Origin of the sequence: Salmonella sp. 32031103-2018-00083-FB-01-SM-01 (assembly GCF_017571995.1) — a bacterium.
Lineage (GTDB): Bacteria > Pseudomonadota > Gammaproteobacteria > Enterobacterales > Enterobacteriaceae > Salmonella > Salmonella enterica.
The window spans coordinates 53,419-72,381 of record NZ_JAGEQL010000003.1; the positions used below are offsets into that span (position 1 = coordinate 53,419).

General features: G+C 51.5%; 16 protein-coding genes and 1 pseudogene. 5 read left to right on the forward strand and 12 right to left on the reverse strand.

Translation table 11 applies throughout. From position 1 onward, the window contains the following. Window positions 1-354: 354 nt before the first annotated feature. The 7 genes and pseudogenes from J4614_RS09940 to bssR all read right to left on the reverse strand — a co-directional run bounded on the left by J4614_RS09940 (window position 355) and on the right by bssR (window position 5,159). Window positions 355-1,518 carry an acyl-CoA dehydrogenase family protein gene (locus tag J4614_RS09940; protein WP_000835387.1) on the reverse strand — a complete coding sequence of 388 codons (1,164 nt, stop codon included), beginning with the start codon at window positions 1,516-1,518 and terminating at the stop codon, window positions 355-357. Continuing rightward, window positions 1,515-1,778 (reverse strand): hypothetical protein, encoded by a 264-nt coding sequence (locus tag J4614_RS09945; RefSeq protein WP_001528824.1) that lies wholly within the window; start codon window positions 1,776-1,778, stop codon window positions 1,515-1,517. The genes J4614_RS09940 and J4614_RS09945 overlap by 4 nt, the downstream gene beginning before the upstream one ends. Window positions 1,779-1,810: 32 nt before the next feature. Then, window positions 1,811-2,764 (reverse strand): FAD-binding protein, encoded by a 954-nt coding sequence (locus tag J4614_RS09950; protein WP_000157772.1) that lies wholly within the window; start codon window positions 2,762-2,764, stop codon window positions 1,811-1,813. 10 nt (window positions 2,765-2,774) lie between these two features. Continuing rightward, entirely contained in the window at window positions 2,775-3,524 is a 750-nt protein-coding gene (locus J4614_RS09955; protein ID WP_001523061.1) for an electron transfer flavoprotein subunit beta/FixA family protein, read from the reverse strand. Window positions 3,525-3,546: 22 nt separating this feature from the next. After that, a complete protein-coding gene (locus J4614_RS09960) occupies window positions 3,547-4,062 on the reverse strand; it encodes a CoA ester lyase (protein ID WP_080083871.1) in 516 nt (171 codons plus the stop codon). Between the two features lie 364 nt (window positions 4,063-4,426). Further along, window positions 4,427-4,673 (reverse strand): annotated as a pseudogene (locus J4614_RS22120) (IS4 family transposase); the annotation flags it as partial. Between the two features lie 102 nt (window positions 4,674-4,775). Continuing rightward, window positions 4,776-5,159: a biofilm formation regulator BssR gene (bssR, locus tag J4614_RS09965; RefSeq protein WP_000259651.1), complete on the reverse strand. Its 384-nt coding sequence runs from the start codon at window positions 5,157-5,159 to the stop codon at window positions 4,776-4,778. A gap of 230 nt (window positions 5,160-5,389) precedes the next feature. Between bssR and rimO the strand changes: the two genes are divergently transcribed. Beyond that, window positions 5,390-6,715, forward strand: coding sequence for a 30S ribosomal protein S12 methylthiotransferase RimO (gene rimO / locus J4614_RS09970; RefSeq protein WP_080083873.1), 1,326 nt, complete (start codon window positions 5,390-5,392; stop codon window positions 6,713-6,715). A gap of 90 nt (window positions 6,716-6,805) precedes the next feature. Here rimO and gsiD read toward each other — a convergent pair whose 3' ends face one another. The 5 genes from gsiD to iaaA are packed head-to-tail and all read right to left on the reverse strand — an operon-like array spanning window position 6,806 to window position 13,095. Next, entirely contained in the window at window positions 6,806-7,717 is a 912-nt protein-coding gene (gsiD, locus tag J4614_RS09975; RefSeq protein WP_001236024.1) for a glutathione ABC transporter permease GsiD, read from the reverse strand. Window positions 7,718-7,719: 2 nt separating this feature from the next. Continuing rightward, window positions 7,720-8,640: a glutathione ABC transporter permease GsiC gene (gsiC, locus tag J4614_RS09980; protein WP_000936067.1), complete on the reverse strand. Its 921-nt coding sequence runs from the start codon at window positions 8,638-8,640 to the stop codon at window positions 7,720-7,722. Between the two features lie 60 nt (window positions 8,641-8,700). Then, window positions 8,701-10,239: a glutathione ABC transporter substrate-binding protein GsiB gene (gene gsiB, locus J4614_RS09985; RefSeq protein ID WP_000191439.1), complete on the reverse strand. Its 1,539-nt coding sequence runs from the start codon at window positions 10,237-10,239 to the stop codon at window positions 8,701-8,703. A gap of 32 nt (window positions 10,240-10,271) precedes the next feature. Next, window positions 10,272-12,143 carry a glutathione ABC transporter ATP-binding protein GsiA gene (gene gsiA / locus J4614_RS09990; protein ID WP_001120574.1) on the reverse strand — a complete coding sequence of 624 codons (1,872 nt, stop codon included), beginning with the start codon at window positions 12,141-12,143 and terminating at the stop codon, window positions 10,272-10,274. Window positions 12,144-12,153: 10 nt separating this feature from the next. Further along, a complete protein-coding gene (iaaA, locus tag J4614_RS09995) occupies window positions 12,154-13,095 on the reverse strand; it encodes a beta-aspartyl-peptidase (RefSeq protein ID WP_001030503.1) in 942 nt (313 codons plus the stop codon). 203 nt (window positions 13,096-13,298) lie between these two features. Here iaaA and moeA point away from each other — a divergent pair, with 203 nt between their 5' ends. The 4 genes from moeA to J4614_RS10015 all read left to right on the forward strand — a co-directional run bounded on the left by moeA (window position 13,299) and on the right by J4614_RS10015 (window position 18,898). After that, the gene (moeA, locus tag J4614_RS10000) at window positions 13,299-14,534 is read left to right on the forward strand and encodes a molybdopterin molybdotransferase MoeA (protein WP_000395790.1); all 1,236 of its coding nucleotides are present in this window, start codon (window positions 13,299-13,301) and stop codon (window positions 14,532-14,534) included. Then, the gene (gene moeB / locus J4614_RS10005) at window positions 14,534-15,283 is read left to right on the forward strand and encodes a molybdopterin-synthase adenylyltransferase MoeB (protein ID WP_000829280.1); all 750 of its coding nucleotides are present in this window, start codon (window positions 14,534-14,536) and stop codon (window positions 15,281-15,283) included. Before moeA ends, moeB begins: the two co-directional genes overlap by 1 nt. 277 nt (window positions 15,284-15,560) lie before the next feature. Next, window positions 15,561-16,460 carry a glycyl-radical enzyme activating protein gene (locus J4614_RS10010; protein ID WP_079963212.1) on the forward strand — a complete coding sequence of 300 codons (900 nt, stop codon included), beginning with the start codon at window positions 15,561-15,563 and terminating at the stop codon, window positions 16,458-16,460. 5 nt (window positions 16,461-16,465) lie between these two features. Next, window positions 16,466-18,898, forward strand: a complete 2,433-nt coding sequence (locus J4614_RS10015; protein WP_023137169.1) for a glycyl radical protein — start codon at window positions 16,466-16,468, stop codon at window positions 18,896-18,898. Window positions 18,899-18,963 lie beyond the last annotated feature (65 nt).

Here is an 18,963-nt window from a genome sequence, read left to right on the forward strand (position 1 = left end):
GATAAAACAGATGAAATGGTATAGGAATGTTCAACCTTAGAAAAAGGTGCCTATAAGACTATATAGCCAGTTATCAACTATTAAAAAAATGTCGGTGATGATGAAGCATTCCATAACATTTATATTTAGCTTTCTCCCTCAGATGAAAAATAATATACACAAATCATTTTTAAGCCGTTCATCATAATTGCAGGAAAAGTCCCTATTTTCTTGGCATTCTATTATAGTTACCCGCGAGAAATAATCAGCCAACTGTCGGGTACAGAAGGGAGCGGCAATGACATGTTCAATCGAGACTATAATGACTCCGGACAGAGGTAACTGTTTCATAATATTTTTCCAATTGATTTGACATCAGAATGAACGTGGCATCTCCAGCACATGCTCAGCGATATAGCTCAGGATCAGGTTGGTAGATATGGGAGCAACCTGATATAAACGTGTTTCTCTAAACTTTCGTTCGATATCATACTCACAGGCAAAACCATATCCACCATGAAATTGCAGGCAGGCATTGGCTGCTTCCCAGCTGGCTTTCGCAGCAAGGTATTTCGCCATATTAGCCTGTGCTCCACAATCAAGATGCTGATCAAAAAGCTCGCACGCTTTAAAACGCATCAGATTAGCCGCTTCCACTGCAATAAATGCTTCTGCAATAGGAAACTGCACCCCCTGGTTCTGACCAATGGGACGACCAAAAACCTCACGCTCGCAGGTATAGCGGGTAACACGATCCATAAACCAATATCCATCGCCTATACATTCTGCCGCAATCAAGGTACGCTCTGCATTTAAACCATCAAGTATGTAATGAAAACCCATACCCTCTTCACCAATAAGATTTTCTTCGGGAATTTCCAGGTTGTCAAAAAAGAGCTCGTTGGTTTCATGATTGACCATATTGGGAATAGGTCGTACTGTCATTCCATTTTTCATAGCTTCTTTAATATCAACCATGAAAATAGACATCCCTTCGGATTTACGTTTTACATTTGCAAGCGGAGTAGTTCGAACCAGAAGAATCATCCAGTCTGAATGTTGAACACGTGAAATCCAGACTTTTTGTCCGTTTATCACATACCGGTCTTCTCTTTTTACAGCTGTAGTTTTAATTCTGGTGGTATCTGTACCTGCTGTGGGTTCTGTGACGCCCATCGACTGCAGGCGCCATTCACCAGTAGCTATCCGTGGCAGCCAGAATTCTTTCTGTTTATCGGATCCATGACGTAACAACGTATTCATGTTATACATCTGACCATGGCAGGCTCCAGAGTTTCCACCCGATCTATTGATCTCTTCCATGATAATAGATGCTTCAGTTAAACCAAGCCCTGACCCTCCAAATTCCTCCGGGATGAGCGCAGCCAGCCAACCAGCTTTGGTTAGTTTATTAACAAACTCTTCAGGATAAGCTTTTGCTTCATCTATCTTACGGTGATATTTATCATCAAATTCACTACATAATGAACGAACCGCATCACGAATATCCTGATATTTATCCTTTTCAATACTTTTCATAATTTTTTCCTCAATAAACCAGCGCCAACAGGGGGTAGAAAATGACCTTTTATCGGATGACCATCAGCAGATAGATCTGACTGGCGGTCGACAGGAAGAAAATAGAGCCAGTGCCATAATTCTGGCAGAACGCCCCCCTCTTTAAAGATTTTGATGTCTTTATCCAGAGTGGCGGCCAGCAGCTTAGCGGGACCGGGGTTAAGATAATCGGTGTTGCGCAGAATGCCAGGCTGCCAAATTTGAATATCAGTATATTGCATAAAAGTTACCTTTAAGGAGGAAAAAATATGATTTATAATTTATCGATAAGTTCAGGTACAGCTTTGAAAATATCAGCTACCAAACCATAATCCGCAATAGAAAAGATAGGAGCGTCAGGATCCTTATTAATAGCGACAATGACGCCTGACTCTTTCATCCCGGCAAGATGTTGTATGGCGCCAGAAATTCCCAGAGCAATATAAAGTTGAGGCGCAACGATTTTTCCGGTCTGGCCAATCTGATAATCATTTGGTGCATAACCAGCATCTACAGCAGCCCGGCTTGCCCCCACGGCAGCGCCTAATTTATCTGCCAGGTTATCAACAAGTTCTTTGAATGCCTGTGCACTTCCTACTCCTCGTCCACCTGATACTACAACTCTGGCGGATTGTAAGTCTGGACGGTTACTTTTATTAACATGTTGGCTAATAAATTTTACCTGATCTGAACCAAGAACAACCTCTGTAAATTCAATGGGGGCTTTTCCCTCATCTTCCGCAACCGCAGCCGCAGCCGCAAATGAGGTAGGACGAACAGTTATCACTTTATATTCATCATCACTGTGTACTGTGGCAATAGCGTTACCCGCATAGATTGGACGTTCAAAGGTATGTTGATCAATGACACGCGTAATATCACTAATCTGAGATACATCAAGTTTTGCTGCTAAGCGTGGCGCACAGTTTTTTCCAAAAGAGCTTGCAGGAAAAAGAATGGACTGATAATGATTTTTCCCACTATTCAAAAAATAGCTGATCTGTTTTTCCACATTCTCTGCCAGAAGGTGTTCGAATAGTGGGCTGTCAGCAACAAATACAGTGGATATCCCCTGAATATGACTGGCTTTAACTGCAATACTTTCTATACCATATCCTAACATAAGTATATCTATATCACTATTAATGGCTTTTGCCGCAGTGATAGTACTGAGTGTTGAAGGTAAAAGAGTATTGCCGTTATGTTCAGCAATAACTAAAGAAGCCATATTTTTCTCCTTAAATTACTTTTTCTTCGTTTTTTAATTTATCTAGCAGCGTGTTAATATCTGGAACGATTATGCCTGCTTTCCTTCTTGCTGGCTCATCAACTTTAATAATAGTCAATCTGGATGACGGGTTAATACCAAGTGAATCGAAATCTATCTCCTTAACAGGTTTCTTTTTGGCTTTAATAACATTCGGCAAGCTGATATTCCTCGGTGTATTCAGACGTAGATCTGTAGTGAGTACTGCAGGCAGGGATAAATTTAACGTTTCTAATCCTCCATCAACCTCACGAACAGCAGTTAATGAATTATCAGAAATAGTAATTTCACTAACATTAGTGGCTTGGGGAAGATCGAGTAATGCTGCCAGCATTTGGCCTACCTGATTACAATCATCGTCAATAGCTTGCTTGCCTAATAATATAATATCGGGTTTTTCATTCCGGGTAATAGCGGTGATAGTTTTGGCCACAATTAGTGGTGTAAGAGAGTTTTTTGTTAATATGTGTATTGCCCTGTCTGCCCCTGCTGCCAGTGCTGTACGCAATACATCCCCTACACCTGTGTTTCCTATAGACACTACAACAACCTCACTGATTAATCCCCGTTCTTTTAAACGTACTGCTTCTTCAACTGCAATTTCATCAAATGGATTGATACTGAGTTTTGAATCAGAAATATCAACATCAGAATGATCTTGCTTTATTCTAATTCTAACGTTATGATCGACAACTTGTTTTACACAAACTAAAGCTTTCATTGGTGACTCCTTCATATATTTACTAAATGCTATGAGCCAAAATCCTTTTTGCTTTTTCCAGTAACGGTTTATCCACCATTTGCCCTTCATGACTAAACGCTCCATGGGGATATTGAGCCAGTCGCATAATCTGGGGAACCCACTCGATTTCTTGTTTTAAATAGCTGAATGCTCTGTTTACATGTGAAATTTGTGGAGGGTGAATACATACCTTGCCACTGAACCCCATTTTACAGGAGTGAATAGCATTTTGTATTGTCAACTCGTTTTTTATAAATTCAGTTGTGATACCGTCAACAGAAGGATATGATCCAGCCAGGCGTGAAGTTATTACAATTTTTGCACGTACAGCAATCAGTACTTTTTCATCATTACTCATGAAATTCAGAGCATTTTCTCTGGCAATTATTTTTTTCTCAGATGACACCGCATTTTCTAAATCAAGGATTACGCTATCAGCACAACTGCTATTTGCTTTTTCAAATCGTTCAGGTTGGTCCCCCGTAACGAAAAGAAAAAACCGTTCTAACGTTTGCATTCTCGTCTCTCATTTGAATGGAGCATCTGATAATTCAATATATCTTAAAAAAATAATTTTCTGAATTAGCTTTTATCTAACCCCCCATTAAAATTGGTTCAGGTTCGCTGATAACAGAAAGAAACATGTAATTTATTGTTACAATAACAAAGATAAAAATAAAATTTAATTATTTGATATAAATAACGTTTCAGAATAGTAAACGGCCGACATTCCGTACCTGTTTCAGGAGTGAATTCGACTATACCGTTCCCTAAGAACATCAACGATTGTCTGGTGAACCGAATTTAGTCACCTTTGGCGGAGAACAGGCTGGCATATAGGAGAGCATGACAACCCGGGTCATTCCCTCCGTGATTTTTTAGTAACACGCTGAAAAAGTATCTGAAACTTCATTCTGCAAGTGAGACTTTCCCCGAAGTCGATCGATACGTTTTATCTTGTGCCTGACCGATGCTACTCCTGACAAATCACGCCCAATACTGAATAAGTGTAAGAGATGCACCGTTAATCACTACACTGGTAGCCTCAATCAGAGATTGACGGCGGTAAAGGTGCAAAGGCTCCAGTATATTTTTAAAGGATTTTTGGCATAATGAACGAGCAGGCATAGTGATGATTTCCTTGAAAGTGTTAGCGCAATCAATTAGATCACATAACACTATGCCTGTCCTGGTTTGCTGGGGATTCCTCAGGAGTCGCCTCCCCCTTATTCAGACCTGTGTAAGCGGTGAATGTGCTTTCAGACTCTGAATACTCAGCGTCAAAGTTGTCAGACAGTTTTCAAGTTTATCTGCGTTGACGGCAATAAAGGTCGGACAATCATGGTGTCCGCTCATTAAACAAACGGCGGCGGCTGCAAGCGCGCCTTCGGCACGACGCAGCGCGTTCCACTCTTCCTGATCGAGATGCAGTCCCTGCCGTAAAGCGTGATCGTGGAGCTCGCGATTCAGTTCAAAAAAATTGTCACGCAGAGTGTCACTTTCGCTGACTGACATATACCCCTTCGCTTTTCGCAATTGCAGATAAGCGGCAAGATCGATACGCGCGTTTATCAGCTTGTTGAGAAGATCGGTTCTCAGTCTGTCAACGACCATACCTTTTTTCCTCCTCTTTTCTACCAGGGTTCAACTTAATAGTATGGTCGTTTTTTAGACAAAGGGGTGTCAGAGATCAAGAATTTTCTTAGAATTGCCCTTTTTCACCTTTTGCTGATAACCACAACGGTTGATGCCGCCGCTCCCGATGAGATTGCGATACAATTTTTGTTCGGATATCTGTAGAATCCCTGCCCTGACCATTCCAATAAATGAACATTTTTTAAGCTATGAGTAATGTAACCCACCAGCCAAAGATCGGCTTCATTTCCCTTGGCTGTCCGAAAAACCTCGTTGATTCGGAACGCATCCTGACTGAGCTGCGTACCGAAGGCTATGACGTTGTGCCACGCTATGACGATGCGGATATGGTTATCGTTAATACCTGTGGCTTTATTGACAGCGCGGTACAAGAGTCGCTGGAAGCCATTGGCGAAGCGCTGAACGAAAACGGTAAGGTAATCGTCACCGGCTGCCTGGGCGCAAAAGAAGATCAGATCCGCGAAGTGCATCCGAAAGTACTGGAAATCACCGGGCCGCATAGCTATGAGCAAGTTCTGCAGCACGTACATCATTACGTACCGAAGCCGAAGCACAATCCATTTTTAAGCCTCGTACCGGAACAGGGTGTAAAACTGACGCCGCGCCATTATGCGTATCTGAAAATTTCTGAAGGCTGTAATCACCGCTGCACGTTCTGCATCATCCCGTCGATGCGCGGGGATCTGGTCAGCCGTCCGATTGGCGACGTATTAAGCGAAGCGAAACGTCTGGTTGATGCCGGGGTCAAAGAGATTCTGGTGATTTCGCAAGATACCTCCGCCTACGGCGTAGATGTGAAGCACCGCACCGGATTCCATAATGGCGAACCGGTGAAAACCAGTATGGTGAGCCTGTGCGAACAGTTATCAAAACTGGGCGTCTGGACACGTCTGCACTACGTCTACCCCTACCCACACGTTGATGATGTGATTCCGCTAATGGCGGAAGGCAAAATCCTGCCCTATCTGGACATTCCGCTGCAACATGCCAGCCCGCGGATTCTTAAACTGATGAAACGTCCCGGTTCCGTTGACCGCCAGCTGGCGCGCATTAAGCAGTGGCGCGAAATCTGCCCGGAACTGACCTTACGCTCCACCTTTATTGTCGGCTTCCCTGGCGAAACGGAAGAAGACTTCCAGATGCTGCTCGACTTCCTGAAAGAGGCGCGCCTCGATCGTGTAGGCTGCTTCAAGTACAGCCCGGTGGAAGGCGCAGGCGCGAATGAGCTGCCGGATCAGGTGCCGGAAGAGGTGAAAGAAGAGCGCTGGAACCGCTTTATGCAACTGCAACAGCAAATCTCCGCTGAGCGCTTGCAGGAAAAAGTGGGCCGCGAAATTCTGGTGATCGTCGATGAGGTTGACGAAGAAGGCGCTATCGGGCGTAGCATGGCGGATGCGCCGGAAATTGACGGCGCGGTCTATTTGAACGGCGAAACCAACGTCAAGCCGGGCGATATCGTGCGCGTGAAAGTGGAAAACGCCGACGAATATGATTTGTGGGGCAGTCGGGTTTAACGCCACCTCCCCCGGCGCGGGTGTCGGATGTGTTACCCCACCTGGCGAGCCCGTTCCAGGCCCGCCAGGCGTCAACGCCACCGGGCTGGCTTACCCCTTAATCTTCGGGTCCAGCGCATCGCGCAACCCGTCGCCTAACAGGTTAAACGCCAGCACAGTCAGGAAAATCGCCACCGCCGGGAAGAGCGCTACGTGCGGCGCGATGACCATATCCGCCCGCGCTTCATTGAGCATCGCTCCCCACTCCGGCGTTGGCGGCTGCGCGCCTAATCCGAGAAATGACAGGCTTGCCGCGGAAATAATTGACGTACCGATACGCATCGTAAAGAAAACCACAATTGACGAGACCGTTCCCGGCAAGATATGGCTAAACAAAATCGTCGTGTCGCTGGCGCCGATACTGCGGGCAGACTCAATAAACGTCTGCTGTTTTAAGACCAGGGTATTTCCGCGCACCAAACGTGCAAACGCCGGAATAGAGAAAATCGCCACCGCAACGATCACATTAGCAATACCGCTGCCTAACACCGCCACAACGGCAATCGCCAGCAAAATGCCGGGGAAGGCGAACAGCACATCGCAAATGCGCATAATGAAACGATCCCACCAGCCTTCATAATATCCCGCCAGCAATCCCAACACCGTGCCGATTATCGCGCCGATAAATACCGCGAACACGCCCGCCGCCAGTGAGATCTGCGCCCCAACGAGAACCCGGCTAAAGATGTCTCTTCCCAGCGAGTCAACGCCAAACCAGTGCTGCAAAGAGGGGCCATTGTTCAGGCTATCGTAGTCAAAATAGTTTTCCGCATCGTAGGGCGTCAGCCAGCGGGCAAAAATCGCCACCAGAATTAACGCCAGTACGAATCCCCCGGCGACCAACGCGACATGCTGGCGGCGAAAACGACGCCAGAACTCCCGCCATGGCGTGCGTATCTGGTCGGGTTTTACCACCGGCATAGCATGTAAAATCGCCTGACGGCGCCAGTTAAATAATCGCATCCTTACTTATACCTGATAGCCGGATTAATGGCGGCATAGAGGACATCCACCACTAAGTTGATAAGAATAAATTCCAGAGAAAACAGCAGCACTTCCGCCTGAATCACGGGGTAGTCGCGCATGTCGACCGAGTCGACCAGTAATCGCCCAAGCCCCGGCCAGTTAAACACTTTTTCGACGACGATCGATCCGCCAAGCAGAAAGCCAAATTGCAGTCCCATCATGGTGACGACCGGGATCATCGCATTGCGCAGGCCATGTTTTAACACCACCCACGTTTCACTGACGCCTTTCGCCCGCGCGGTCCTCATGTAATCCTCGCTCAGGACATCGACAAACGAGGAGCGCGTAAAACGCGCCATGACTGATGCCACCGCCGCGCCAAGCGTCAGGGAGGGTAAAATATAATGTTGCCAGCTATCCGCCCCCACGGTCGGTAGCCAGCCCAGATCCACGGAAAAAATCTGCATTAACAACATTCCCAGCGCAAAAGCCGGGAAAGAAATGCCGGTCACGGCAAGCGTCATTCCTAACCGGTCAGGCCAGCGATTACGCCACACGGCGGCGGCGATGCCGATCGCCATGCCAAACAGAACCGCCCATATCATACTGGTTATCGTCAGCCACAGCGTCGGCAAAAAGCGGCTGGCGATCTCCTCAGAAACCGGGCGGCGGGAAACCATTGACGTACCGAAATCGCCTTGTAAAACATGGGTGATGTAACGCCAAAACTGGACATGAAGCGGCTGATCAAGCCCCAGCTGCTGACGAACCAGCGCGATCACCTGCGCGTCGGCTTCTGGTCCGGCTATCAGCCGCGCCGGGTCGCCGGGCAACAAATGAACAAATAAAAACACCAACACTGCCACAATCAACAGCGTAGGAATTAATCCCAGCAGGCGCTTGAGAACATAGTTAAGCATCACACGAACCTTTTACCGGATGGCGGACAACGCGCGCGCCATCCAGCCCCATCGCATTACTTACTTCAAATCCGCATCGTCAAAGCTGAAACCGGTATCCGGCATAATCCAGAAACCGGTCAAATTTTTACTGTGCGCAGAAACCAATTTCTCCACCACCAACGGTATCCAGGGCGACTCTTTCCAGATAATATCCTGCGCCTCTTTGTATAATCGTGTTTTCTCCTGCGGATCGTTGGTCTTTAAGGCCGCCGCCAAATCGCTGTCGACCTGCTTGTTGCTGTAAAAAGCGGTATTAAACTGCGTCGGCGGCCAGTTTTGTGATGCGAAGAGCGGCGATAACGCCCAGTCAGCTTCGCCCGTCGACGCCGACCAGCCGGTATAGAACATTCGCACGCCGCTCTCTTTTTGCCCTTTGCCCTCAACTTCCGCGGCGCGCTGGCCAGCGTCCATCGCGGTTATCCGGGCTTTAATGCCAATCTGCGCCAGTTGCTGTTGGGTAAACTGCAACACTTTTTGCGCGGTGCTATGGTTGTGCGATGACCACAGCGTGGTACTGAAACCGTCTGGATACCCCGCCTCTTTCAACAGTTCGCGCGCTTTAGCCGGATCATAGGGCCACGGCTGATAGCTTTGCGCATAGGCTATCGACGGCGGCACCACGCCCGTCGCCGGCGTGGCGTATCCGGCAAACGCCACTTTAACCAGCGCCTGACGATTGATAGCGTAATTCAACGCCTCACGCACCTTAGGATTATCAAACGGCTTCTGCGTCACATTCATACTGATATAACGCTGCATAATGGACGGGCTGGCGACCAGTTCGAGGTTTTTATTTTTCGCCAGTAACGCGGCCTGCTCATAAGGGATAGGAAAAGCAAATTGCGCTTCGCCGGTTTGCAGCATCGCCGCGCGGGTATTGTTGTCAGTAACCGGACGCCAGGTAATAGAATCCAGCTTGGGTAAGCCCTGCTGCCAGTAACCGGCGAACTTTTTCACTTTGACAAAGTCGGTCTGATTCCAGGTTTCAAGCTGGTATGGACCGGTACCGACCGGATGAAAACCAATATCCTTGCCATATTTTTCCAGCGCTTGCGGCGAGATCATCGCCGTCGCCGGGTGCGCCAGAATATTAATGAAAGCGGAGAACGGCTGTTTCAGGGTAATTTTTACCGTTGCCGGGTCGACAACCTCCGTTTTTGCGATATTTTTATACAGGTTATAACGCTTGAGGTGGTTATCCGGATTGCTGGCGCGATCGAGATTCGCTTTCACCGCCGCCGCATCAAAATCCGCGCCGTCCTGAAATTTCACCCCCTGCCGTAGGGTAATGGTGTAGGTCAGACCGTCATCAGAAACGGTATAGCCTTTCGCCAGGACGTTTTTTACCTTCATGTCTTTATCCAGGCCAAACAGCCCCTGATAAAATGACTTCGCCACCGCCTGCGAGAGTGTATCGTTGGCGTCATACGGATCGAGCGTGGTGAAATTAGACCCTACCGCCACCACCACATCTTTGGCCGCCAGGGCCGGAAAAGCCGCAATGGATGAGGCCAGTCCCAGCGCCGCCAGCCATTTATGCGTAATAAATTGCGTCATGTTGTTCTCCTGAAACCCTGCCAGTCTGAATGTTATAAGCGCGAGAGCGCATTATCCTGCAGCGGCCGCGCAACATAATGTCCCGGCCCGACCAACTGTAATGAAACGGCGGGCGTCTCTTCGCCACGTTTATGAATATTGCTGGGTATATCATCTGATAGCAGAACGCGCCGCGGCCGGTGTCTGGAAGGATCGGCAACCGGCACCGCCGCCATCAATTTACGCGTATAAGGATGCTGCGGATTTTCAAAAACGGCGCGCCGCGGCCCCATCTCAACAATTTGACCAAGATACATCACCGCCACGCGATGGCTAATTCGCTCCACGACCGCCATATCATGCGAAATAAACAGGTAGGCGATCCCCATTTCCCGTTGTAAATCGAGCAATAAATTAATGATCTGCCCGCGAACGGAAACATCCAGCGCGGAGACCGCCTCATCGGCAATAATCACTTTAGGATTCAATGCCAGCGCGCGAGCTATGCAGATGCGCTGACGTTGACCGCCGGAAAACTCATGCGGATAACGCCAGGCATGTTCAGGACGTAATCCGACACGCTCAAGCAACCAGGCCACGCGCTTTGCCGCAGCGTCCCCCTGCCCCAGGCCATGAATCCGTAAAGGTTCCATAATGGAATACCCCACGGTCTGGCGCGGGTCGAGCGAGGCGTAAGGGTCCTGGAAAATACACTGAATATCGCGGCGCAACGGCTGGAGTTTGCCCGCAGACAGCGAGTCAATGCGCTGGCCGTTAAAGATAATCTCCCCCTGCCGGGATTCAACCAACCGCAGCAACGCGCGTCCGGTCGTCGATTTTCCGCTACCGGACTCGCCCACCAGCGATAACGTTTCGCCGGGCCAGAGATCGAAACTGATATTCTCAACGGCATGAACTTCACGCGTAACGCGGTTAAAGAGACCGCTACGCAGCGGGAATCGCGTCACCAGCCCCCGAACCTGGAGAATAGGTTCGCCTTCCACCACCGTGTCTTGCTCAATCTGCGATTCATAAAGGGCCGGTTCGTCAGCGGAAATCAACGGGAAACGGCGTGGCAGCGAGTGGCCGCGCATCGCGCCAAGCTGAGGGACGGCGGCCAGCAACGTTTGGGTATAAGGATGCGTCGGCGCATGGAAAATCTGCTCTACGCTGCCGGTTTCCACGGCCTCGCCTTGATACATCACCAGCACGCGATCGGCAATATCCGCCACGACGCCCATGTCGTGGGTGATAAAAATCACGCCCATCGACATCTCTTGCTGCAACACTTTGATAAGTTGCAGAATTTGCGCCTGGATAGTGACATCCAGCGCCGTGGTGGGTTCATCGGCAATCAATACCGCCGGACGGCAGGATAGCGCCATCGCGATCATGACTCGCTGGCGCATCCCGCCGGAAAGCTGATGCGGATAACGCGATAAAATCGCCTGCGACTCCGGGATCCGTACCTGATCGAGCATACGTTTCGCTTCCGCCAGCGCCTCTTCGTGGCTGGCCCCCTGATGCAAACGAATAGATTCGGCAATTTGCTCGCCAACGGTAAATACCGGGTTGAGCGAGGTCATTGGCTCCTGGAAAATCATGGCGATATCCGCGCCGCGCACACGCCGCATCTGCGCGTCACTCTGCTCAGACAACTCAATCACCTGGCGATTACGCCGACGCAACAGCATTTCGCCGCAGCGCACGTTCGCGCCCGACTGCTCAATCAGCCGCATTAACGCCAGCGCCGTCACCGATTTTCCCGATCCCGACTCGCCGACAATCGCCAGAGTCTCTCCACGCTTCAGGCGTAATGACACATTACGCACGGCGTCTATCTGTTGCCCTTCGTGGTGAAACGCGATATTCAGGCCACTGACGGACAGAACATCGCGGCTATCCAGTTCATCGCTGTGCGGCACCTGCGGCTCCTTATTCCCGGTAAATTCCTGTGGTAGGGGTATCCCCGGCATATCCCCAGGCGCGATACATCCCTTCGCTGTTAAACGGCAACGCGACATTACCTTCGTGATCAACGGCGATTAATCCACCGCTGCCGCCCAGCGCCGGTAATTTTTCCATCACCACGCGCTCACAGGCATCGGCAAGGCTGAGTCCGCCATATTCCATCAATGCGGCGATATCGTAAGCCGCGAGCGTGCGAATAAAGACCTCTCCCGTTCCGGTACAGGAAACGGCGACGCTGGCGTTGTTGGCATAACACCCTGCGCCGACCAGCGGGCTGTCGCCGACGCGCCCGGGCAATTTATTGGTCATCCCACCGGTAGACGTTGCCGCCGCCAGATTGCCGAATTTATCCCGCGCCACCGCGCCGACTGTACCCATTTTTTTCGTTTCGTCCAGCGGCGCGCCGCTGTGATCGAGCGCCATTTCGCCCGCCGCACGCGCCGCCAGCAATTGCTCGTAACGCGCCGGGGTGGAAAAGATATCCGGCGAAACGCGCGCCATCCCCTGTGAAAAGGCAAAGTTTTCCGCCCCTTCCCCCACCATGAGTACATGCGGGCTGCGCTCCATCACCAGTCTGGCGGCGAGCACAGGATGGCGAACATGACTCACGCCCGCGACGGCTCCGGCTTTCAGGGTATTGCCGTCCATCACGCAGGCATCCAGTTCATGAGTCCCGTCTCGGGTATAGACCGCGCCGATACCCGCATTGAAGAGCGGACACGCTTCCAGCAGGCGCACCGCTTCCGTCACTACATCAAGCGCGCTGTCACCTGCTTCCAGCATCTTTTGCCCGCTTTCGACAATCTCTGACAGCGCCTGGATATAGCGTAGCTCCTGCTCATGGCTCATTTGCGCGCGAGCAATCGCGCCTGCGCCGCCGTGAATCGCAATCACTGCTTTATTCATTTTTAGGGTCCATTAACGGTGGCACACAACTTTTACTATAACTATCAGAATTGTTGTGAGTTATTCATTCGATTTTTGAATATAGAAAGATGCGTAAGGTATGTAAAGGCGCAAGGCCGTCTCTAAGACCGAGGTAGCATACTGCCCGCCACTGTTTTCTGACATAATAGCCGGATTCGATTTTGCCTCGCAGGAGTATGTTCATGGAATTTTCCGCCGGATTGATGCCGCTTGAAACGGCGCTGACCCAGATGCTTTCACGTATTACCCCGCTCACCGCCGTAGAAACGTTGCCGCTGGTGAACTGCTTTGGCCGCATCCTGGCGACCGATATCGTTTCTCCCCTCGATGTCCCCGGCTTTGATAATTCAGCTATGGATGGTTATGCAGTACGCGTGGCGGATTTGTCCGCCGATAAGCCGCTGCCCGTCGCCGGCAAAGCATTTGCCGGTCAGCCTTACCAGGGAGAGTGGCCTGCGGGCACCTGCATTCGCATTATGACCGGCGCCCCGGTACCGGCAGGTTGCGAGGCGGTAGTTATGCAAGAGCAGACGGAACAAACCGATGATGGCGTGCGTTTTACCGCCGATGTTCGTTGCGGACAAAACATCCGCCGCCGCGGCGAGGATATTCGCCAGGATGCGGTGGTCTTTCCGGCCGGTACGCGCCTGACTACTGCCGAACTGCCGGTGCTGGCGTCGCTGGGAATTGCCGATGCGCAGGTTGTACGTAAAGTGCGCGTAGCGCTGTTCTCGACCGGCGACGAGCTCCAGCTTCCGGGCCAGCCGCTGGAGGCGGGACAAATTTATGACACTAACCGTTTAACCATACATTTGATGCTGCAACAGCTTGGCTGCGAAGTGATCAATTTAGGCATTATTCCTGACGATCCCGGTAAGCTCCGCGCCGCGTTTATCGACGCCGACAGCCAGGCCGATGTAGTGATAAGCTCCGGCGGCGTCTCGGTTGGTGAAGCGGACTATACCAAAACCATCCTTGAGGAGTTGGGCGAAATCGCCTTCTGGAAGCTGGCTATCAAGCCAGGCAAACCGTTTGCCTTCGGCAAACTCAGTAATAGCTGGTTCTGTGGCCTGCCGGGGAATCCAGTCTCTGCGGCGCTCACTTTTTATCAACTGGTTCAGCCTTTACTGGCGAAGCTTGGCGGCAACACGGCAAGCGCTGTACCGCCGCGCCAGCGTGTACGCACAGCATCTCGCCTGAAGAAAACGCCGGGGCGTCTCGATTTCCAGCGCGGCATCCTGCAACGTAGCGCCAACGGCGAACTGGAGGTCACGACCACCGGGCACCAGGGTTCACATATTTTCAGCTCGTTTAGTCTGGGCAACTGCTTTATTGTGCTGGAGCGTGAACGCGGCAATGTTGAGCCGGGAGAATGGGTGGAAGTCGAGCCGTTTAATGCTCTGTTCGGAGGCCTGTAATGGCGGAACTTAGCGACCAGGAGATGCTGCGCTATAACCGACAAATTATTCTGCGCGGCTTCGATTTTGAAGGGCAGGAAGCGTTAAAAGATGCGCGGGTATTAGTGGTCGGGCTGGGCGGACTCGGCTGCGCGGCAACGCAGTATCTGGCCGGCGCTGGCGTCGGGCAACTGACGCTACTCGATTTTGATACCGTTTCCGTTTCCAATCTCCAGCGTCAAACCTTGCACAGCGACGCCACGGTCGGGCAGCCAAAGGTAGAGTCCGCCCGCGACGCGCTGGCGCGAATCAACCCGCATATTACCATTACGCCCGTTAACGCGCGGCTGGACGACGACGCCATGACCAGCCTGATTGCCGGGCATTCGCTGGTACTGGACTGTACCGATAACGTTAGCGTACGTAATCAACTTAACGCCGGGTGCTATACCGCGAAAGTGCCGCTAATCTCCGGCGCGGCAATTCGTATGGAAGGACAAGTTACCGTCTTTACGTATCGGGAAAACGAACCCTGTTACCGCTGCCTGAGCCGTCTGTTTGGCGAAAACGCTCTGACCTGCGTAGAGGCAGGGGTGATGGCGCCGCTGATTGGCGTGATCGGTTCGCTACAGGCAATGGAGGCCATTAAGCTGCTGGCGCATTACGGTCAGCCTGCCAGCGGAAAAATCGTCATGTACGATGCGATGACCTGTCAGTTCCGCGAAATGAAGTTGATGCGCAACCCCGGCTGTGAGGTCTGCGGTCAGTAGTCACTTTACGGATAAACATACCGAAGCACGGTTTATGGCCGTGCTGTATCAACAGATAATTACTGTCATCAGACGCAAAGCCAGCTTACCCAAGCTCCGACTGACGATCGGCTCAAGCAGCGCGGCATCATCTTAAACGCCATATCACAGCCTCAAACCGTGATGTTGTACCTCATTTAACGCCTCTTTATCAGAACCTCTCCATTCGTTGACGCACATCAAGATAACTTTCATTCGAAAGTAATTTAATCTTTATATGAAATAAGAGAGGCCGTTTATGATCTTCAATATTCAGCGCTATTCTACCCACGATGGCCCCGGTATCCGTACCGTAGTATTTTTCAAAGGCTGTTCGTTGGGCTGTCGCTGGTGCCAGAACCCGGAAAGCCGCGCCCGCACTCAGGATCTGTTATACGACGCGCGACTGTGTCTCGAAGGATGCGACCTGTGCGCGCAAGCCGCGCCGGACGTCATTGAGCGCGCGCTAAACGGCCTGCTCATCCATCGCGAGAAACTGACCGACGCCCATTTTTCCATCCTGGCGCATTGCTGCCCCACACAGGCGTTAACCGTGTGCGGCGAAATAAAAAGCGTGGATGAGATCATGGCGACGGTACTGCGCGATAAACCTTTTTACGATCGCAGCGGCGGCGGTCTTACGCTTTCCGGCGGCGAACCGTTTATGCAGCCGGAACTGGCGGCAGAGCTGTTTAAAGCCAGCCATGACGCCGGTATTCATACAGCGGTTGAGACCTGTCTGCATGTTCCATGGAAATACATTGCGCCCTCACTGCCTTATATCGATCTGTTTCTGGCTGATTTGAAGCATGTCGCCGACGGGCCGTTTAAGCAGTGGACCGATGGCAGCGCCTCGCGGGTGCTGGAAAATCTCAGGAAACTCGCCGCCGCGGGCAAAAAAATGGTGATTCGCGTCCCGCTGATTCAGGGATTTAATGCCGATGAGGAGGCCATTAAAGCCATTACCGACTTTGCCGCCGACGAACTGCACGTCGGGGAAATTCATTTTCTGCCCTACCACACGCTGGGCATCAATAAATACCACTTACTCAGTCAACCCTATCATGCCCCGGATAAACCACTGGATGCGCCGGCGTTACTTGATTTTGCCCAGAAGTACGCCTGCCAAAAAGGTTTAACCGCGACCCTACGAGGATAATTATCATGACCCAACTGAAACTGGACACGCTCAGCGACCGCATTAAGGCGCACAAAACCGCGCTGGTACATATCGTGAAACCGCCGGTCTGTACCGAGCGCGCGCAGCATTATACCGAAATGTATCAGCAGCATCTGGATAAACCGATTCCGGTACGCCGCGCGCTGGCGCTGGCCCATCACCTGGCGGAACGCACTATCTGGATAAAACACGATGAACTGATCGTCGGCAACCAGGCAAGTGAAGTCCGCGCCGCGCCGATTTTCCCGGAATATACCGTCTCGTGGATTGAAAAAGAGATCGACGACCTGGCGGACCGGCCCGGCGCAGGTTTTTCCGTAAGTGAAGAAAACAAACGTATTCTGCACGACATCTGTCCGTGGTGGCGCGGTCAAACCGTCCAGGATCGCTGCTACGGCATGTTTACCGATGAACAAAAAGGGCTTCTGGCGACTGGCATTATCAAAGCCGAAGGCAATATGACTTCCGGTGACGCGCACCTGGCGGTGAACTTCCCGCTGCTGCTGGAAAAAGGGCTTGATGGCCTGCGCGATAAAGTCGCCGAGCGCCGCTCACGCATCAACCTGACCGTGCTGGAAGATCTGCATGGCGAGCAGTTCCTGAAGGCGATTGATATAGTGCTGGACGCGGTAAGCCAGCACATCACGCGCTTTGCCGCGCTGGCGCGCCAGATGGCAGGCGAAGAGTCCCGTGAAAGCCGTCGTAAAGAGCTACTTACCATCGCGGAAAACTGCGAGGTGATCGCCCACCAACCGCCGCAGACCTTCTGGCAAGCACTGCAATTGTGCTACTTCATTCAACTGATTCTACAAATTGAGTCTAACGGTCACTCGGTGTCATTTGGTCGTATGGACCAGTATCTTTACCCCTATTATCGTCGCGATGTCGAACTAAACCAGACGCTGGATCGTGAGCACGCCATTGAACTGCTGCACAGCTGCTGGCTGAAACTGCTGGAAGTAAACAAGATCCGTTCCGGTTCGCACTCTAAAGCTTCCGCGGGCAGCCCGCTGTATCAAAACGTCACCATTGGCGGTCAGAATCTCATCAACGGTCAGCCAATGGACGCAGTGAATCCGCTGTCTTACGCCATTCTGGAGTCCTGCGGACGTCTGCGTTCTACCCAGCCCAACCTCAGTGTGCGTTATCACGCCGGAATGAGTAACGATTTCCTTGACGCCTGCGTCCAGGTCATCCGCTGCGGCTTTGGGATGCCGGCGTTTAACAATGATGAAATCGTCATCCCGGAATTTATCAAGTTGGGGATCGAACCGCAGGACGCTTACGATTACGCGGCGATCGGCTGTATCGAAACCGCCGTCGGCGGGAAATGGGGTTATCGCTGCACCGGCATGAGCTTTATTAACTTCGCCCGCGTCATGCTGGCGGCGCTGGAAGGCGGTCGCGACGCCACCAGCGGCAAAGTATTTCTGCCGCAGGAAAAGGCGCTCTCCGCAGGCAACTTTAACAATTTTGACGAAGTGATGGCCGCCTGGGATACCCAAATTCGCTACTACACGCGCAAATCGATCGAAATTGAGTATGTGGTCGACACCATGCTGGAAGAGAATGTCCACGATATTCTCTGCTCAGCGCTGGTAGATGACTGTATTGAGCGAGCGAAAAGTATCAAGCAAGGCGGCGCGAAATATGACTGGGTATCCGGTCTCCAGGTCGGTATCGCCAACCTGGGCAACAGCCTCGCCGCCGTGAAAAAACTGGTCTTCGAACAGGGCGTTATCGGTCAACAGCAGCTTGCCGCCGCGCTGGCCGATGACTTTGACGGCCTGACCCATGAGCAGTTGCGCCAGCGTCTGATTAACGGCGCGCCGAAGTACGGCAACGACGATGACAGTGTCGATACCCTGCTGGCGCGCGCTTATCAGACCTATATTGATGAGCTGAAGCAATATCATAACCCGCGCTATGGTCGTGGCCCTGTCGGCGGCAACTATTACGCCGGTACGTCCTCTATCTCAGCAAACGTGCCATTTGGCGCCGCAACCATGGCTACCCCGGACGGTCGCAAAGCGCATACACCGCTGGCGGAAGGCGCAAGCCCTGCATCAGGTACGGATCATCTCGGCCCGACGGCGGTGATTGGTTCCGTAGGCAAATTACCTACCGGTTCCATTCTCGGCGGCGTGCTGCTCAACCAGAAACTGAACCCAACGACGCTGGAAAACGAATCCGACAAACAGAAACTGATGGTTCTGCTACGGACGTTCTTTGAGGTGCATAAAGGCTGGCATATTCAGTACAACATCGTGTCACGCGAAACGCTGCTGGATGCGAAAAAACATCCGGACCAGTACCGCGATCTGGTCGTGCGTGTGGCAGGCTACTCCGCCTTCTTCACCGCGCTGTCGCCGGATGCGCAGGACGATATCATCGCCCGTACCGAACATATGCTGTAATTTGCCCTGGCGCCATCGGCAATATGTCCGAATTGCCTGATGGCGCTACGCTTAACAGGCCTGCG

Bases quoted from the DNA above. Each gene is read 5' to 3' on its own strand.
- J4614_RS09940 (WP_000835387.1), bottom strand. From the start codon at position 1,518: ATGAAAAGTATTGAAAAGGATAAATATCAGGATATTCGTGATGCGGTT.
- J4614_RS09945 (WP_001528824.1), bottom strand. From the start codon at position 1,778: ATGCAATATACTGATATTCAAATTTGGCAGCCTGGCATTCTGCGCAAC.
- J4614_RS09950 (WP_000157772.1), bottom strand. From the start codon at position 2,764: ATGGCTTCTTTAGTTATTGCTGAACATAACGGCAATACTCTTTTACCT.
- J4614_RS09955 (WP_001523061.1), bottom strand. From the start codon at position 3,524: ATGAAAGCTTTAGTTTGTGTAAAACAAGTTGTCGATCATAACGTTAGA.
- J4614_RS09960 (WP_080083871.1), bottom strand. From the start codon at position 4,062: ATGCAAACGTTAGAACGGTTTTTTCTTTTCGTTACGGGGGACCAACCT.
- bssR (WP_000259651.1), bottom strand. From the start codon at position 5,159: ATGGTCGTTGACAGACTGAGAACCGATCTTCTCAACAAGCTGATAAAC.
- rimO (WP_080083873.1), top strand. From the start codon at position 5,390: ATGAGTAATGTAACCCACCAGCCAAAGATCGGCTTCATTTCCCTTGGC.
- gsiD (WP_001236024.1), bottom strand. From the start codon at position 7,717: ATGCGATTATTTAACTGGCGCCGTCAGGCGATTTTACATGCTATGCCG.
- gsiC (WP_000936067.1), bottom strand. From the start codon at position 8,640: ATGCTTAACTATGTTCTCAAGCGCCTGCTGGGATTAATTCCTACGCTG.
- gsiB (WP_000191439.1), bottom strand. From the start codon at position 10,239: ATGACGCAATTTATTACGCATAAATGGCTGGCGGCGCTGGGACTGGCC.
- iaaA (WP_001030503.1), bottom strand. From the start codon at position 13,095: ATGAATAAAGCAGTGATTGCGATTCACGGCGGCGCAGGCGCGATTGCT.
- moeA (WP_000395790.1), top strand. From the start codon at position 13,299: ATGGAATTTTCCGCCGGATTGATGCCGCTTGAAACGGCGCTGACCCAG.
- moeB (WP_000829280.1), top strand. From the start codon at position 14,534: ATGGCGGAACTTAGCGACCAGGAGATGCTGCGCTATAACCGACAAATT.
- J4614_RS10010 (WP_079963212.1), top strand. From the start codon at position 15,561: ATGATCTTCAATATTCAGCGCTATTCTACCCACGATGGCCCCGGTATC.
- J4614_RS10015 (WP_023137169.1), top strand. From the start codon at position 16,466: ATGACCCAACTGAAACTGGACACGCTCAGCGACCGCATTAAGGCGCAC.